Below are 16,119 nucleotides of genomic sequence, written 5' to 3'. Positions count from 1 at the left end.
GGCTCAGACCACGGCGCCCATGATGGCGCCGGCGATGATCAACCCCACGGCCGCGAAGATGGCCAGCCCGATGTACGACAACACTGGCCCGAAGTTGCGCAAGGCGGACAGGCTGACCAGGGCCACCACGAACGATAGAAAGGCCACCAGCGCCTTGATGCCCGGAGCGAGTTCGGCGATCTGCGTGAGGGCCGAAGTCATGGGGCCGGTGATGCCGGTGAAGGCGACGAGGTCGATCGCGTAGCCTGGCAGGGCAAGCACGAGCGCGGTGGCCGTGAGGACGATGCCCAGCCAGACCCGGCGTGCGGTAGAGCGTCGGGCAAGAGGGCGCGGGGTGGCGGGGCGCGGAACGGAGAGGGAAGCGGTGTGCATGGAACACTCCAACAAGAGAACAGGGGTGGGATCCGGTAGCCGGCATGGACGTGCTGGTTCGGGCTTGGGGGTAGGGCTCGACGCTCGGTGCGCGGGCGGCGCGCGTGCGGCGGTCACGGCGCATCCTCCGGGTCCAGGCCGAGGTGGATCTCCACGCGGCGGTTGCGGGCGCGGCCGGCCGGTGTGTCGTTCGACGCGGCGAAGCAGCAAGTGCCTCGGGCATCGATGTGCGCCTGGAAGGCGTGGCCGGGCGCGAGGCTGCGCAAGGCCTGCAGCACGGCCTCGGCGCGTGCGCGGGCCAGGCGTTCGTTGGCGGCGGCGGGCCCGGTGTGGTCGGTGTGCCCGACCAGCGTGATGCCGGGGGCCGCGGTCAGTCGCGGCAGGACGTCGCGCAGTGCGGTGCGTGCAGTCGCGTCCAGGCGGGCGCTGGCGAATGGGAACTGCAGCGACAGCAAGCTGGCCGTGGGCTGACGACCGTTCTGTGCACGCGCCAGCGGCGCTGGCGCGTCCTGGGCCGGTATGCGCTGCACGGGGACTTTCATTCGGGACTTGGGTGTCGGTGTTGGGCACGCGGTGCCTCGGCACAGCTGAAATTGAGCGGCAGTGCCATGGCCCTGCTGGACCACACGCAGCGCGGGCAGGTAGGCAGGCTCTCGCGCGGTGGGGTCGACATGCTGGGACGAGGTTCCACACGCGACGAGCGCCAGCATGGCGAGCAATGCACCCACGCGTGCGCTGGACAGGCACAGCATGCGGTTCATGGGGTGACCCTCACCGACAAGGCTTGCGGGCGCACGAGGACGATATCCTGGGCCTTCGCTGGCTTCACCGCGTTGCTGGCGTTGCCGAGGCTCGCGTCCACCGGCAAATGGCGGTAGACCCTCCAGGCATAGGTGGCCCGCGCACGCACGCAGGCATCCCCCTGGAGCGCGTTGCACGCCGCGTTGTAGGCGCCGACGGCTTGCCAGTTCACGCCATGCCGTGCGAACAGATCGGCGAGTAACCAAGCGCCCACCTGCAAATTGGTGCAGGCGTCATACAGGTCGGCTTCCTGGATGCCGTGGCGTGCCAGTTGTGGCAGATGCCGGCTGTTGATCTGCATGAGGCCGATGTCGTAGCTGCGCGTGCGCTTCTGGTGGCGGCGGTTCACGGCACTGGCATCCAGATTCGATTCGATATGTGCCATGGCGCGCAGCAGTTCGGGCGCGATGCCGTAGCGCTGCGCCGCGTGCTCCCAGCAGGGAACTGCGTGTGCGCTGGCCATCGCCAGCACCGCTAGAACCAGAACGAGCACCACACGCATGAGACCTCTCCTTGACGCAGCCGTACGACCTGTCGATCGACAGGGAGGAGGTAGGGACCGCGATGGCGGTCAGGGTGGGGGCGGGGTGGGACGGGCGTTCTACGCCCGGCGAGGTCGAGTGCGGGTGGAGTTCAGACGCGGGCCTCGGCTGCATCCGCAGCGCGTTGCGCCGCCTGCAGCCGATCGACCATGTTGCGCCGTGCCTGGCGCAGCACCGCTGCGCCGGTGTCGTCCTCCTGCTGGCACAGCGCCACGCAGGCCGTGGTCAGCTGGTCCAGCTGGAACTTGGGATGCGGGTGCCGGTTGCGCGGCGAGCATTGGAGGTCGTGCAGCAGGTCGAACTGTGCGCGCCACAGGCATTCGCGGCGGCGCAGTGTTGTGGGCGAGCGCAGGACCAGTTCGATGCCCATGAACCCGAAGATGCGCTCTGCCGGTCTGGACTGCGCGAAGACCTGCGCGACGCAGGCGCTGAGTAGGTCCGGCATGCGGAACGTCGGGGCAGTGTTGTCGCTGCGGCGCAGTAACGCGTAGAGCCAGTCGTGCTCCTCCAGCCACAGACGGGTCTCGACGATGTCGGTCTCGTGCGCGGCGGTGGCGATCGGACCATGGAAAGATGCGCTAGGCGTCAAAGCGAGAAGCATGGCGGTACTCCTTCCGGCGTTGGTGGCAGGGCTGCGCGTGTGGCGGATGGGAAGCAACCATAGGCCTCGACCTGGTCAATGTCGCGTCGTATTGCGCGAAATTTGGGAGGATTTCGAGCTTGCGCTGCACATCGGCATGTCCATGACTCGGTCGGCTTGTGTTGTTGCACAGGGTCCTCCTCATAAGCTCGGACGACCACGCTGCAGCCGATTTCGCGTGTCCCGTTCAGTGGTCGGGGGCTGAAGTCGGTCCCGAACGATTGGTCAGCGCTGAGCCCCGGAGCGACTTCTCGAGATTGGTGCCGACGGTCGCACGGGCAGCCGACCAGTAGGGGCGCCAAGCCATCAGCTACATCGCCCACGCACGCGCACCAACATCTCGCGGCAGCAGCTCACCAAGGACGGTCAGGCAATTGACCCGTCGCGCCCTTCGGTCACTTGCATCGATACCAGCAACGCTTCCAACTCATCGAAATCGACCGGCTTGACGAGATGGTGGTCGAATCCGGCAGATTTGGTCCGCTCGCGGTCGTTCTCCTGGCCCCAGCCGGTCAGCGCAATCAGCTTGACGGTCGTGCATGCCGGTTCGCGCCGCAACCTCCGCGCAACCTCGTAGCCGTCCATTTGCGGCATGCCGAGGTCGAGCAGCACGAGTGCGGGCGTCCATTCCAATGCGACGGCGAGTGCCGATTGGCCATCGTACGCAACGCGGACTTGCGCACCGATCAAGCTCAGCAGCAGGCCAAGGCTGTCTGCCGCGTCACGGTTGTCATCGACAACGAGTATGCGTCTGGCGTCCAGTGGGCTCTGTCGGTCATGCCGCGTCCCGATGCCGGGGACGCTGGCCGCGTGCACCAGCGGCAGGCGAACCGAGAACGTGCTGCCATGCCCGAGGCCGCCGCTGTGCACCGTGACATCACCGCCATGCATCTGTGCCAGGCGTTGCGCAAGAGCCAGCCCGATGCCAAGACCGCCAGCGGCCCGCGTCCCGGCTGACTCGATCTGGGCGAACATCTCGAACAGCCGGGGAATCTGGTCTGGCGACAACCCGATGCCGCTGTCACGAACCTCCACGACGGCCCGGTCATCCTCACGCCGGCTCACCACCTTCACGGCGCCGCCATCGTCGGTGTACTTCGCCGCGTTGTTGAGCAGGTTCGCGAACACTTGAGTGAGCCGGACCGCATCGCCGTCCACGACCAACGGCGCCTCGGACATCTCAACGGTCACGCGGTGCCGATGGCGGTCCAGCAGCGGCTTGCTGGCTTCCAGAGCCGTTCGCAACACATCACCCAAGTCGATTTCCGCGCGTTGAAGCTCAAGCTTGCCGCGGCTGATCCGCGACGCCTCCATCAGGTCGTCGACAAGCCGCACCATGTGGTTCACCTGGCGCTCGAGCATCTCGCGCAGGGCGGGTGCGGGTACGACATCACCTGCGACCTTGAAGAGCTGCAGCGCATTGCGAATGGGCGCCAGCGGATTGCGCAGCTCGTGCGCGAGCGTCGCGAGGAACTCGTCCTTGCGGCGGTCGGCATCGAGCAGCGCCTGCGCGGCATCTCGCCGCGCCGTGACGTCACTGGCGGCTCCCAACCATTCGACGATCTGACCGTCCTCCACAACAGGGATGGCCCGAGAGAACACCCACCCGACGCTGCCGTCGACCCGCGTGACGCGGTGCTCATGCTCGAAGGCCTTTCGATCGCGGATGGCCTCTTCAATGACCGCCATGACACCCCCTCGGTCCTCATCGGGGATGTAGCGCATCAGCCAGTTGCTGCTCGGCTCCACCGTGTCGGCGATGAAGCTTTGCCCGATCAGATGGCGCATCTGCGTCCAATCCGGGTTCATGCGGTAGACGATGTCGGATGTCGCCGTCACCAACGCACGGAACTGGGCCTCGCTGGCCCGCACGGCCTTTCTGCGTCTCGGCGAAGTCGTGCAGTGGAGAGGTGCGCACCTACGCGCGCCATCAGTTCCCGTGCCGAGAACGGCTTGACCAGGTAGTCGTCGGCGCCAGCGGCCAACCCTTCGACGCGTGCTTCCTCTCCGGCACGGGCCGACAACAGCAGGATCGGGAGTGTTCGCGTGCGCTCGTCGGCGCGCAGCCGCGCCAGCAGGACGAAGCCGTCCAGCCGGGGCATCATCACGTCGCACAGGACGAGATCGGGCGGCGCCGCCAATGCCTTCTCCAGCGCGTCGATGCCATCGACGGCCGTCGTGACGGCGTAGTGCACGCTCAGCAACCGCTGCAGGTACGCGCGAAGATGAGCATTGTCGTCGGCGATCAGAATGCGGGGTGCCTGCTCACCGCGCAGAGCATGCCCCGATGGATCGGACTGCAGGTCGTGAGACCCGCTGTCATCAGGCGCGTCGTCATGCGTCGACGCGAGCCACTGCAACGCCTCTCCGACGTAAACCGCTGCCTGTGATGGCCGGCGTCCCGGCTCGCGCGCTTCGCGTACCTTGTCTGCGGGGAGATGCGCCTTGCCGAAAGGGATGCTGACGGTGAACGTCGTGCCACGGCCCTCCACGCTGTCGACGCTGATCGCGCCTCCATGCAGTTTGATCAGCTCGCTCGTGAGCGCGAGACCGATGCCGCTGCCCTCGAAACTACGGCCTCGCACGCCTTCGATGCGCTCGAAGCGCCCGAACAGTTTGTGCAGCTCCCCGGCCGGAATTCCGCTGCCGGTGTCGCTCACCACCAGCTCTGCGCTGGCGCCATCGCCGGATGGCTGCATGGCAACCGTGATCGAGCCCTCCAAGGTGAACTTGAACGCGTTCGATACCAGGTTCAGGACGATCCGTTCCCAATGGTCCCGGTCGACGTACAGGACACCGGTCAGAGGTGGGCAGTCCACTTCCAGCGACAGGCCCGCTTTCTCGCACGCCGAGCGGAAACTGCTGGCGAGTTCGGCCGTCAGGGACGACGCGTCCGTGGGCTGGAATACTGCGGTGGAACGACCGCCCTCGACGCGAGCGAACTCGAGCAATGTGTTGACCAGTTTCAACAGCCGCTCGGCATTGCGCTGCGCCGCGGCCACCATCGGCTGCTCAGGCCGGCCGTGCAACCCGGTGAGCGCTTCCTAGAGCGGACCCAGCATCAAGGTGAGCGGCGTCCGAAGTTCGTGGCTCACGTTGGTGAAGAACATCGTCTTCGCTCGGTCAATCTCGGCAAGCGCCTCTGCGCGCCGACGCTCGGCTGCGTAAGCCTCGGCCTCGACCAGCGCACCACCGATGCTGGAAGCCACCAGGTCGAGGAACGATCGGTAGTCGTTGTCCAGCACCAGGTTCGCGCTGACGCCGCACAGGAGAAGTCCCATCGGATCGTCACGCGATGCGCCGGGGATGGGCACACTGAGCACCTTCTGGACAGGGCGGCTGCCGAAGAGCGCGTTGCGCGGGAGATCCAGCCCGCTCTGCATCCCTGTTTCGATCGGCATCGGCAGTTCGGCGGGCAACAGCCGCGCCGCTGGCTCATCGAGACCCACGCTTCCGATCCGCTGCGCCACCGCTGCTTGTGGCGCACGCAGATACATGGCAGCGAACGGAATGTCATTCGGGTTCTCCGCCAGCGCCTCCAGGGCACCAAGCGCGACTTCCGTCGCCTGCCGCGCGCCTGTCTGTCGTTGCCTGAGCCGCCGCAACAGGTCGATTCGTCGCTCTCCGATGACGCGCTCCGTGGTCTCCGTGCAGGGGCAAAAGATGCCGTCGACGCGCGACCCATCGGGCGACACGATGGGTCCGAAGCTGAAGCGGACGTACACCTCCTCGGCTGGCAGGCGCCGCGCGAAATACATCAGCAAATCCTGCGACCACGTCGCTTCGCCGGTCTCGACAACACCCCGCAGCATCGGTCCGATCGTGGGCCAGATCTCGCTCCAGCAATCGCGTCCGGGCGCGCCCAGGAAACGCGGATGCTTGTCGGTGCCCAGGAAGGAGATGTACGCATCGTTGTAGAGAACGTTGAAGTCCTCGCCCCAATACATGACGATGGGGATACGCGACGTGAGGCACAGACTGAGCGCGGTGCGCAGGTGCGCCGGCCAGCCTTCAGGAGCACCAAGCGACGTGCGCGACCAGTCGTGCGCACGCATGCGGCGGGACAGCTCGCTGTCACCGGGAAATGTGGGGTTAAGGTCGAGTGGCACGGTCCGGTTGAGCGACTGCAGGATGCATTTGCTACTTTTTTGTTCAGCATGCAGCTTAACCGGGGAAATTTGGGTTGGTCTACCGCCCGACGCGGGCGTTCGAAGCGGGTAGGCCTGGGCGTCCAGCCCGGCCCGCGTGGCGCGGGTCCAAGCCTTGAACAGGTCGATGCGCCTTGGCGTTAACCCACCCGAACAAAGATCTCCGGCGGCGGTCACTTCAAACCGCGGAGCGGTGTCCGGCTCTGGAAGGAGGCGATGCGGTATGGGTCGGCACTGATGCCTTTAAGGCCATGAGATGCTCTTGGAGAAGCTGTGGCGTTGGCTCTGCAGCCACGAACTGGGCGTGCTCAACCTGCAGCTCGCTGGCGTCGGCGCCGAGCCGGGCCTGCGCAACCTGTGCGAAGCCCTGCGAAAGCAGGCTCGCCATCTCGTGGTAGCTTTTTAAGTCCCCGCCTGTGCATCCCGAAGTGCACGCGCCAACTCGTCGCGTCGCCCGATGAACGATTGTTGCGTCGCCTGCATTTCAGCGATCACGACGTCCATGTTCCCGACGTCGCCCTGGGTTTCCCGCGTGCGCTGCAGGAGGTTGCGCATGCGCAGCAGGTAGCCCTCACCCTCCTTGATGCGTTGCTCCATCAGCGTCAGATCTGCTGCCAGTTGTTGTCGATGCGGCATGGTCGGCGTGACGAGTTCGGGGTCGGTCGGCTGAGGTTCACCGAGTCAAGGGGAGCGTGCAGACGAACTCGCGTTCAGCAGCGGCACGCGATGATAGGCCACCCTCGCGCGGTCTCGGCAACGGTGCAGGCAAGGGCCGCCGTGAACTCCGAAGCGCGTCACCGGCGGCGTACGAACGCTTTCGACAGCACCAGGCCGAGCACGAATCCCACAGCACCCGCTGCGGCGGCGGCGCTCCAGGGCCTTTCGTGAACGTACTGGTCGCAGGCAGCCGAGCCGCCCGAAAGCGCTTCTGTCAAATCGTCGATCTCGGCCTGCACGAACTGCGCGGCCGTCGCGAGGTACGTGCGGCCCACAGCCATGACGTCCGCGCCCAGTTCCGCCGCGTCCGCACCCAAACCAAAGACCGTGTCGAAGGTTTCCTCGGCCGGCAGTGCAGCCTCGGGCGCGCGTTCTTGTTCGGAGGAGGGTGAAGAAGGCGCTGAGATCGCTCGCTCGGTCAACGTGTCTCGCTCTGATGCCGCGGCATCGGACGGCCCCTCGGGCGTGGCACCAGTGAGGTCCGATGCGGTCTCGGGCTTCGTTGACATGTTCGCGCCTTTCGATCATGCGGTTGGGAATCTCCATCTTAGCCACAGCGCCCGACGTACGCTGCGTTCGCGCGCCGCACCATTGCCAAATCCAATGACCTTGCGTAGCTTCAGCGCGCGGTTCATGGATCTGACACGCCAACGCGATTGCGACCTTGCTGCTTCGCCATGTACAGGGCTGCGTCCGCGCGCTGAATCAAGGTCGCGGTGTCCTCTTTCGCGCCAGGGCTGGCCGTCGCCAAGCCCAGGCTGACGGACACGACGCCCAACTCGCTCATGGCATGTGGCAAGGCAAGCCGCGCAACGGCAGCGCGCGCCGCTTCGGCCACCACCGCGGCACCCCGCGCGTCCGTGTCGCGGAGCAATAGGACGAACTCCTCACCCCCATAGCGCGCGATGAAATCGTCGGGCCGTTGCAGTGCAGACTGCAGCGCCTGCGCCACGAGCTGCAGGCAACGGTCGCCTTCGACGTGGCCGTAGTGGTCGTTGTACTTCTTGAAGTGATCAACGTCGACCATCGCCGCGCTGGTCGGCCGGCCGTCGCGTTGCGCCTGCTTGAACGTCTTGGCCAATCGACGACTGAAGTAGCGTCGATTCGGGAGGCCTGTCAGCTCATCGAACTGCGCCAGCTTCTCCAGGCTCTGGTTCGCCTGCGCGAGCGCGGAGTGCGCACTTCGGATGCGCTCCTCGGCCTCGCGCCGCTGGCGCATTGCCTTGCGGGTGTAGTCGTTGCCCCGTTTCAAGACGATGCAAAGCAACAGCACCCACGTGGACTGCAGCAGCGAGTTGAGCCACCATCCGCGCAGGGCCTCGGCTTTGGCGGCCGCGACGATGACGCGCACGGGATAACTCCTGGTTTTCTCGAAGCTGTACAACCTTGTCACCCCATCGATGGGCGACCGGGCGTCGCCTGAACCGGACGCGTGGGGTCCGAGCAAGTCCATCACAGCCCGCGCGGACTTTCCGACGTCGGCCCCGACGAAAGGTCGTCGCGTCATGTGGTGCCCCGCGGCCAAGACCGTGATCGCACCCCCGCCCAGCGTGAACCGGTCCAGCACGTGGCGCACGTGCTCCAGGTCCAGGGTTGCGAGCACCACGCCCGCGAAGGCCCCGTCCCTGTCGTTCAATCGCCGAGACAGAGGCAACACCCACCGACCCGAGGATCGACTCACGATCGGCGGGCCGAGCAGCACCAGTCCGCTCTGGTTGTCCTTGTGGTGCTTGAAGTAGGGCCGGTCCGCATTGTTGGCGCCGGCCGGCCAGGTCGGCTCGGACGTGGCCACCCAAGCCCCGGTCGCGTCGTAGACGAACAGCCCCTTCAACTGCTCCGTCCGCGCCACATGGTTGACCAGAATCGGCTGCAGCGGTGCCAGCGCCGCAGCAGAAAGCTCGGAGCGCTCGATCTCGTAGACCAGTGCGTCAAGGATTTGGTCCACCTGCGCGATCGCGCCCTCCAGGCGCTCGGACACGGCATGGGCGAGGTTCGTGTTGGCCACGTGGGTGTGCTCGAGCACCCGATGACGGTCTTGCCACAGCAGTGCGGTGTTCGTGGCAAGCAACGCGAGCATGACGAGGTAAACCCGCCACCGCACCCACAGCTTTCCATTCCAGCCACGGCGCTCCACAAGTCGGTTGGTGGGGCCTGCATCGTCCAAGCCACCGACCGTGGCACCGGTCGTCTCACGCCAATGTCGACCTTCCTCAGGCGGTTCAGGTGGGACAGACATGGGCACGTGCCACGCGACAGGGGCGACTGGACATGATGGGCAATCCTATTCCAGTCGCTTCGTGACGTACGCAGGACAAGAGCCGGCGCAAGCCGACCTGCGGCGCACTACACCCGAAGGGTTGCTGACGGCGAATGGGAGTCCTTGCGCACCTGTCCCGGCTTCCGTGTGATAAGTCGAGCATCAGCGACGCCGCCGCGGCCGCGTGTGTTTCCAGCAGAAGGTGGCCGGCATCGAGCACATGGGTCTGCATGCGCGGCAGCGCGCGCATCCACGACAACACTTCCGCCAGGTCGAAGTACACATCGTGCCGGCCCCAGACCATCAAGGCGGGCGGCTGCCAGTCCTTCAAGTACCGGGCGATCGCATGGAAGCGCTGGGCGTAGTTCCCGTAGTCGGCGATCAGCGCGCGCTGCGTCTGCAAATGGCCGGGCAGGTTCATGACCCACCAGTCTTCTTCCCAGTGCTCCGCAGGGATGCGCTGCGCGAGGTCCTCAGGAAGACCGGACACGTAGGTGTCGCGCGTGCCCGCGAGAGTCAGGTGGGCCGTGGACGCAGCCTCGTTCTCGGCATCGGGGTGCGACCAGTAGGCTTGCGTGGCGGCCCAGCCTGAACCCCAACCCGAGCGGTGCGCGTTGGCGTTCTGGACGATCAATCCCAGCACCTGCGCAGGCGCCTGCATGGCGACAGGACGTCGCGCAGATGCTCTTGTAAGTTCGTCGGTCCTTTGGCGGCATCTGCCGCGATCGCGAATCCGCCGTCGATGCTCAGGGTGGTCATGCGCGCATACGACTCGGCGGCTGGCTGCGCGCTCTTTTGACTTGGTCCTGATGCACTGCCAGATGCCCGTCATGGACGGGTTCGAGGCCACTGCCGCCGTGCGGCGGTTGCCGCGTGAACGGGGCGGCACCGTGCCCATCGTGGCACTCACGGCGAGCGCCGGCCCCGCAGAAGCCGCGAAGTGCATCGAGGCCGGAATGAACGCTTACCTGACCAAGCCGCTCACGCTCGAAGCGCTGACATCGACGCTCGCGCACTGGTTGCCCGCCGCGTCGTCGGGCTGAGCCGGCGCGGCAGGACATCCAGCGCGTGACCACCAACGATCCAGTTCCCAGGACTGCTGTAGGCACGAGCGGCGCAACGCTGAGTTGGCCTGCGCCGCAACGACCTCCAGCGAAGACCGCACCGTCTCGTCAAGCCTGCTGCTCAGCGTACGAAGCGATGCGTAGCGTTGGATCCAGCCGGTCGCGGCGCCTTGGCAAAGTGTCTGTCGCTTGTCGGGTGAACGCCAAGCTGGGCTTTAACCATAAGCAGACGACATGGGTGGTCTGGAGCGACGCCATCGAGGCGAGCCTCCCATTCGCCAACGCTACTGCAAGCGGTCTGTCGCTTGCCTGGCCTCCAAAATTGCAACGGCATCGGCCGCGCCCATCTTTCGGGCCAGTTCCAGCGCTGAAAGGCCCTCGGAGCTTTTTTCATCGACGTTGAAGTCCTGGGCCAGCAGCACGGCCAGGATGTCAACCCTGTTGAACATGGCCGCGAACATCAACGGGGTCTTGCCGCCAGGCGGAGCGAAATCTGGCTTGGCGCCGTGCGCGAGCAGCAGCTCCACGATCGCCAAATATCCTTTGTACGCTGACGCACCCAGTGGCGTTTGCGCCATGTCGTTATACCGATCCGGCGCGGCGCCGGCTTCTAGCAAAGCCCTCGTTGCCTCCACATGGCCGTGGTAGGCGGTCAGCATCAACAGGGTGTCGCCTTTGTGGTTGCTCATGTTGGGCGGCAGCCCCTTCTGCAGGAGGTTCGCGATCGTCGGCGCATCGCCCGTTCGCGCCAGCTGAAACACTTCCTGAGCGAAAGCGATGAACTCCTGATTTGGAGGCGTCAAACTCGTCCGTGTGGTGTCCATCGAAGTCTTGGGTGGTGCGTAAGTTCGGGCCTTGGACCACTGTCGGGAGCCTCGATGAGCAACTGCAGGGTAGGGCGCTTGGTGATCCCGCCGTCATTGTGCGGAGGAGATGGAGGTGTGTTTGTGGGACAAGCGCCAAGCCAATGGTCAACGTCAAGCGCTGGGATCATCATCCTCGCTGCGCTCCGCACCCGCGTCTTGGCTCCACCGGAACGTGCGGATCTATCGTGGATAGACATTCAGTCGCCGTCGGCTGAATACCGCGAACCTTCCTAGAATCGTGTGCGACGCATCGCCGAAGCGGTGAGGACGCACAACTTAGACCGAGACAAGGGCAATCGCGTGAGCAAGGCCGGTTCAATCGTGGCGCAGCGGCCTCCAGCGACGTATCGCGCGGCCTTGCTGTTCGGCTTTCCCCTGCTGGTGCTGGCGCTCGGTCACATGCTCTCGAATCTGTTGCGGACCCTGCCTGCGGTAGCGACCGATGTGATCAGCGTGGACATCGGCGTGACTGCGGCGAGTCTCGCCAGCCTGACTGGCGCGTACCACATCGCGTTCGCAGCCGGCCAGATCCCGGTCGGCGTCGCGCTCGACCGCTACGGCGTCCGCACTGTATCGCTGACGCTGTTTGCCATCGTGACGGCCGGCGCTGTCTTGGCCGCGACGGTCGGCGGCGCCAGCGGCTTTCTGGCGGCCCAGGTCGTGCTGGGTATCGGGTGCTGCGGCATGCTGCTGTGCCCGATGACGCTGGCCGCCAAGCTGCTGACGCCCCAGCAGTTCGGCCTGTGGTCCGGCCTGATCCAGGGCGTCGGCAACACGGGCATGCTGCTGTCCGCCAGTCCGCTGGCCTGGCTGATCGAACACCATGGCTGGCGCGCTGGCTTCTGGGCCGCGGCCATCTTCGCCGTGGTCATTGCGGCGTTGGTCACGTTCTTCGTTTCGAACGAAAGTCCTGGCCCTGCAATGACCCGGCGGGCCATCAGGTCGGAAGCGCGTGAGGTGGTCCGGATCGGGCTGTCGCCGCAACTGCGCGGCATCGTCGTCCTGGCGTTCTCGTCCTTTGCGGCGGCCATTGCCGTGCGCGGCCTGTGGGGCGGTCCGTGGCTCATGGACATGCGGCACCTCGGGCGAATCGAGGCGGGCAACGCGTTGCTCCCGCTGACGATCGCCCTGGTGGTCGGGCCAATGATCTACGGCATCGTGGATCGCCGCAGCGGCAGCCGCCGGAAGCTGCTGGTCGTCGGCCACCTGGTCGCCGCCTTGGTGCTGTTCGTCGTCGCGTCGGCGCGGCCAGGCGGCTGGATGTCGCAATGGCTTGGCGGCGCCGTGCTGCCAGTGGGTGTAGACGTCTCGGCGTTCTTGCTGTTCGGCGCTGCCATTGCCGTGCAGCCGCTGCTGTTCGCGATGGGCCGCGCGGTGGTGTCACCGGAGCATGCTGGCAAAGCCTTGGCGGCCATCAATCTTTCATTCTTCGCCGGTGCGGCCGTTGTGCAGTCGTTGACCAGCCCGATCGCTGCCGCATGGGGCCTCCCAGCAGTCATGGTCTTCCTGGGTGCCGTCCTGCTGGTCGCAACATGGACCTTTGCGTTTCTGACCAGGAAGTCTGGGGGCTGACGCTTGTTCGGACAGTGCCCAATTGAATCACCTAGGTTGTAGCAGGCTGAGCTGCGGTCCTCTTTCCGGTGGAAGGCCTTTTCATCTTGTCGCTCGCGTCTTCAAGTACCCGCATGTGGGTCGGCAGCGTGATGTCGCGCCTAGAGCCATCAGCTGTCCTCGTCCACGGGGCCGCGCAGGCGCAGCTGCGCCCCGGCAATCTCCAGTTCGATGACGCCGCTGCGCGCTGGCGGCCTCGGCAGCGGGGCAACGGCCGGCGACGCAGCGTGTGCCTGGGCCTCAACCTCTGGGGCTACCTGGATCGGCGGCAGGAGGGCGGGTTGCAGGCGGCTGGAGTGGCGCAGACGGTCCCGGCGCCACTTGAACAGCATGTTGGCGTTGACGCCGCTTCGCAGCGCGATGGCCGACACCGACGCGCCCGGCTCCAGGCACTGCTGTACGGCGTCCCGCTTGAAGGCTAGGTCGTGCTGCCTGCGACTGGCCTTGCAGAGCTGCGACTCACTCTTCATGGTGTGCACCATCTCCGGTAAGCGCACACCTCCAAGCGGGTCTGCGATCAGGGGCCGATGCTTGCTGCCCTTCCGCGGTCAGGCAAGGATGGCCCTCGTCGGACTATTACGGCAATCTTGAGCCTTGGGTCGGATCTCGGGCCGGCGAATCTTCTGGGTGCGGATGCCGATCCATCGAGGCGCCGACCGCGTCGCGTGTACGTCCATCAATCCCTTCTATGTCCTGTCGACCAATCTGACACCGTCAGATAACTCCTACAGAATTGCACAACGTATTCAACGTGTTGTACGGATGGCATACGTTATGCATTTCGCGCCAACTTGGAGATTGTTCCAAGAAAAGGAGACACGATGAAAGCGAATCTTTTGTATTCAGTGCTTCTAGTGGCAACTTTGGGCACCTCGCACGCCAATGTCGTCACGTCGGACGCTTGCGCGCTCGGCGCGCGCGACTTCTCCGTGACGGCCAACTCCGTCGTCTCTTGCTTGGCGGCCGGCGCCGGCAACATCAACGGCAACAACGACGCCTTTCAGCAGGCCAATCCGGGTTGGATCTTTGTGGACGGCTCGGACAACAACGGCGGGGCCCACAACGGCTGGCTTACGGGTTCGCCTAGTTTGACCTCCGGGCTGAGCGGGACTTTCACGATCAACGCGCTTGCGTACTCCACCTACGACCGAATCGCCATAGGCTTCAAGTCGGGCGAAGGTCAGCTCAACCCGGATTGGGCAGTATTTGAGCTTGCGGACAACACGTTTACCGGAACCTGGTCGATCTCGGGACAACAACAACTGTCCCATGCCTTGCTGTACGGCATTGGCACACCGACCCTTGTGCCTGAGCCTGGCTCGCTGGTATTGATCGGCTTAGGACTTGCTGGTCTTGCTGCGGTAGCCCGTCGTCGTACCCAGGGCTGAGAGTCGTCGCTATGGGGCTCAATAAGTCCCATGTCGACGCAGCAAAAACAAAGGTCATGGAGGCGGCCTGCACATTCCATCACCTTTTGAAAAATGGACCCGGTGTGCCTGTCTAAAGCGGGGTCGGCGGCAGGGGCCGCGTGATCTTGGGCACACCGAAAGAACGTAGAGATGGATTGGTCGTGATCCAGACAAAAAGCGACGCAATCGATGCGCACAAACCGAGACAAAACCATGACATCAAAACGCTGGATCGTGCGTGCAGAGAGAGTCGGGCACGGCGAGATCTTCGCTGCTTTTCTTTTGGGCCCGTTTCGCTTTAAGCCTTGGGCGCGTGTCGTCGCCTGGCTTGAGACATGCGAAGGCAATGGATGGACTCAGTCGTGCGTGATCATCGACACGTCCTTGGCCAACCATGTTGGCTCAGAGTCGGACCATCCTCCCTGGCCGTCGTTGCTGCAGTCGCAGACGTGCGCCGGCTAGTCTGACATTTCGCGGGTGCAGAAATGCGCCGGAACTGGCGGCTTGCCGCATTGCTGGCAGACGAAGGTGGCGGTCTGCTGCTGGGCCGATGCGGCAGCGTCGCTGTCCAGCCCGGCCGGCTCTGGCACGACCTGCAACAGTTCGCGCGCCAACGCCAGGCAGGCTCTGCAGCAGCCGTTGGCCCGCAGGCCGTAGTGCCGGATGCGATGCAAGCCGGGGGGCAGCATGTGCAGCGAGAAGCGGCGCATGAACTCCGTCAGCTCCAGCGTCATGGCTTTCTGACGCGTGCTGCTTTGGCGCGCTAGTCCTTCCAGCAGAACGTCACGCCGCGCTCGTCCATCGCCAGCAGCCGGTTGTTGGAGATCGCCACCAGATGGGTGTAGCGCGACAGGTAGGCCAGCACGGACTGCCCCCAGCGAAGGGACGCTTGGCGCAGACCACCCGCTCGACCCGGCGCAGCAGTGCCAGCCAGCGCTTGAAGGCCGGTGCGTCGGAGAGGGCGACCTGCTCGCCGAAGAAATGCAGCTTGCCGCCCGCGTGCAGCCGCCACAGCTCTTGAAGGAAGCGCCTTCGAACAGGCGCGCAGCACCCGCACCGGCAGAAAGAAGCCCGGTCGGCACGCTACCCAGGTTCTTCCATCGGGTGCCAGCCCACCGCCGGGCACGAGGCCGTGCACGTGCGGATGGTGCGTCAGCGCCGAGCCCCAGGTGTGCAGCACCAGCGTGGCGCCGATCCTGGCGCCCAGGTGCTTCGGATCGGCGGCGATGGTCAGCAGCACCTCGGCGGCCAGATCGAACAGCGGGCCATAGAGCACCGCCTTGTTCTGGTACGCGATGCCCGCCGCGGATGCCGGCAGTGCGAACACCACGTGGTAATACTCCACCGGCAGCAGATCGGCCTGACGGGCATCGAGCCAGCACTGCGCTGCTGCGCTCTGGCCCTTGGGGCATTGACTGTTCCTGCAAGAGTTGTAGGAGACCTGGTGGGTACCTGCGTGCGTAGATCCAGTTTGCGTATGCGCATGTCTTCGAGCATGCGCTGACGCAGTGGCGTGACCGTCGGGTTGATCGTGTCCATGGTTGCAGCTCCGTCGTTGAACGAGGCGGGATTGCCTCGACATCGACGGTGGCAGCAACGCGGGAATCAAGCGCCCAGGCGTCGCGCGGAGCGCCTACCGCGCGAGCGGTTTAGTCCACGGGCGCAAAGCTGCCGACCGCGTAAACCCGCTCC

The 16,119-nt window shown here is 65.3% G+C and carries 18 protein-coding genes and 2 pseudogenes; 4 read left to right on the top strand and 16 right to left on the bottom strand.

What is annotated here, in order from left to right:
- Positions 1-3: 3 nt before the first annotated feature.
- The 7 genes from ASF43_RS05855 to ASF43_RS05825 all read right to left on the bottom strand — a co-directional run bounded on the left by ASF43_RS05855 (position 4) and on the right by ASF43_RS05825 (position 6,680).
- Positions 4-372 carry a hypothetical protein gene (locus tag ASF43_RS05855; RefSeq protein ID WP_056178164.1) on the bottom strand — a complete coding sequence of 123 codons (369 nt, stop codon included), beginning with the start codon at positions 370-372 and terminating at the stop codon, positions 4-6.
- Positions 373-485: 113 nt separating this feature from the next.
- Entirely contained in the window at positions 486-914 is a 429-nt protein-coding gene (locus ASF43_RS29680; protein WP_162241768.1) for an OmpA family protein, read from the bottom strand.
- Positions 915-1,129: 215 nt separating this feature from the next.
- Positions 1,130-1,675, bottom strand: a complete 546-nt coding sequence (locus ASF43_RS05845) for a lytic transglycosylase domain-containing protein (RefSeq protein WP_056177586.1) — start codon at positions 1,673-1,675, stop codon at positions 1,130-1,132.
- A gap of 131 nt (positions 1,676-1,806) precedes the next feature.
- Positions 1,807-2,316: a hypothetical protein gene (locus ASF43_RS05840; RefSeq protein WP_056177584.1), complete on the bottom strand. Its 510-nt coding sequence runs from the start codon at positions 2,314-2,316 to the stop codon at positions 1,807-1,809.
- Positions 2,317-2,721: 405 nt separating this feature from the next.
- On the bottom strand, positions 2,722-4,227 hold the full coding sequence (locus tag ASF43_RS05835; protein WP_056177582.1) for an ATP-binding protein: 1,506 nt from the start codon (positions 4,225-4,227) through the stop codon (positions 2,722-2,724).
- Complete coding sequence (locus ASF43_RS05830; protein WP_056177579.1) at positions 4,191-5,360, bottom strand: ATP-binding protein; 1,170 nt, start codon at positions 5,358-5,360, stop codon at positions 4,191-4,193. The genes ASF43_RS05835 and ASF43_RS05830 overlap by 37 nt, the downstream gene beginning before the upstream one ends.
- A gap of 39 nt (positions 5,361-5,399) precedes the next feature.
- Positions 5,400-6,680, bottom strand: a complete 1,281-nt coding sequence (locus ASF43_RS05825) for a hypothetical protein (protein WP_156373154.1) — start codon at positions 6,678-6,680, stop codon at positions 5,400-5,402.
- A gap of 85 nt (positions 6,681-6,765) precedes the next feature.
- Here ASF43_RS05825 and ASF43_RS30425 point away from each other — a divergent pair, with 85 nt between their 5' ends.
- Positions 6,766-6,909, top strand: a complete 144-nt coding sequence (locus ASF43_RS30425; RefSeq protein WP_235578133.1) for a hypothetical protein — start codon at positions 6,766-6,768, stop codon at positions 6,907-6,909.
- On the opposite strand, the gene ASF43_RS05820 is transcribed toward ASF43_RS30425, so the two are convergent.
- From ASF43_RS05820 to ASF43_RS05805, 4 genes are all read right to left on the bottom strand, one after another.
- Complete coding sequence (locus ASF43_RS05820) at positions 6,906-7,139, bottom strand: hypothetical protein (protein WP_156373152.1); 234 nt, start codon at positions 7,137-7,139, stop codon at positions 6,906-6,908. The two genes, ASF43_RS30425 and ASF43_RS05820, sit on opposite strands and share 4 nt — an antisense overlap.
- A 158-nt stretch (positions 7,140-7,297) precedes the next feature.
- Positions 7,298-7,729, bottom strand: a complete 432-nt coding sequence (locus tag ASF43_RS05815) for a DUF883 C-terminal domain-containing protein (RefSeq protein ID WP_056177574.1) — start codon at positions 7,727-7,729, stop codon at positions 7,298-7,300.
- Between the two features lie 122 nt (positions 7,730-7,851).
- A complete protein-coding gene (locus ASF43_RS05810) occupies positions 7,852-9,384 on the bottom strand; it encodes a sensor domain-containing diguanylate cyclase (RefSeq protein ID WP_162241766.1) in 1,533 nt (510 codons plus the stop codon).
- A 55-nt stretch (positions 9,385-9,439) separates the two neighbouring features.
- A complete protein-coding gene (locus tag ASF43_RS05805) occupies positions 9,440-10,138 on the bottom strand; it encodes an alpha/beta fold hydrolase (protein ID WP_235578132.1) in 699 nt (232 codons plus the stop codon).
- Between ASF43_RS05805 and ASF43_RS32180 the strand changes: the two genes are divergently transcribed.
- Complete coding sequence (locus tag ASF43_RS32180) at positions 10,137-10,520, top strand: response regulator (RefSeq protein WP_082497675.1); 384 nt, start codon at positions 10,137-10,139, stop codon at positions 10,518-10,520. The two genes, ASF43_RS05805 and ASF43_RS32180, sit on opposite strands and share 2 nt — an antisense overlap.
- Before the next feature lie 305 nt (positions 10,521-10,825).
- On the opposite strand, the gene ASF43_RS05795 is transcribed toward ASF43_RS32180, so the two are convergent.
- Entirely contained in the window at positions 10,826-11,365 is a 540-nt protein-coding gene (locus ASF43_RS05795) for an ankyrin repeat domain-containing protein (protein ID WP_056177568.1), read from the bottom strand.
- Positions 11,366-11,707: 342 nt separating this feature from the next.
- Between ASF43_RS05795 and ASF43_RS05790 the strand changes: the two genes are divergently transcribed.
- A complete protein-coding gene (locus ASF43_RS05790; protein WP_200932431.1) occupies positions 11,708-12,979 on the top strand; it encodes an MFS transporter in 1,272 nt (423 codons plus the stop codon).
- A 350-nt stretch (positions 12,980-13,329) separates the two neighbouring features.
- On the opposite strand, the pseudogene ASF43_RS32175 reads toward ASF43_RS05790, so the two are convergent.
- Positions 13,330-13,488, bottom strand: a pseudogene (locus tag ASF43_RS32175) (transposase); the annotation flags it as partial.
- A gap of 351 nt (positions 13,489-13,839) precedes the next feature.
- On the opposite strand from ASF43_RS32175, the gene ASF43_RS05780 reads away from it, so the two are divergent.
- The gene (locus ASF43_RS05780) at positions 13,840-14,406 is read left to right on the top strand and encodes a PEP-CTERM sorting domain-containing protein (protein ID WP_056177561.1); all 567 of its coding nucleotides are present in this window, start codon (positions 13,840-13,842) and stop codon (positions 14,404-14,406) included.
- Between the two features lie 479 nt (positions 14,407-14,885).
- Here the strand turns inward: ASF43_RS05780 and ASF43_RS32005 are convergent, their stop codons facing one another.
- From ASF43_RS32005 to ASF43_RS31995, 3 genes and pseudogenes are all read right to left on the bottom strand, one after another.
- Complete coding sequence (locus tag ASF43_RS32005; RefSeq protein WP_255358087.1) at positions 14,886-15,161, bottom strand: transposase; 276 nt, start codon at positions 15,159-15,161, stop codon at positions 14,886-14,888.
- 29 nt (positions 15,162-15,190) lie between these two features.
- Positions 15,191-15,757, bottom strand: coding sequence for a transposase (locus ASF43_RS32000; RefSeq protein WP_255358094.1), 567 nt, complete (start codon positions 15,755-15,757; stop codon positions 15,191-15,193).
- A gap of 45 nt (positions 15,758-15,802) precedes the next feature.
- Positions 15,803-16,009: pseudogene (locus ASF43_RS31995) on the bottom strand (hypothetical protein); the annotation flags it as partial.
- Between the last annotated feature and the right edge of the window lie 110 nt (positions 16,010-16,119).

This window comes from Pseudorhodoferax sp. Leaf267, from assembly GCF_001422405.1.
In the GTDB taxonomy this organism is placed as follows: Bacteria; Pseudomonadota; Gammaproteobacteria; order Burkholderiales; family Burkholderiaceae_C; genus Pseudorhodoferax.
This window is presented reverse-complemented; position numbering and strand designations above follow the sequence as displayed.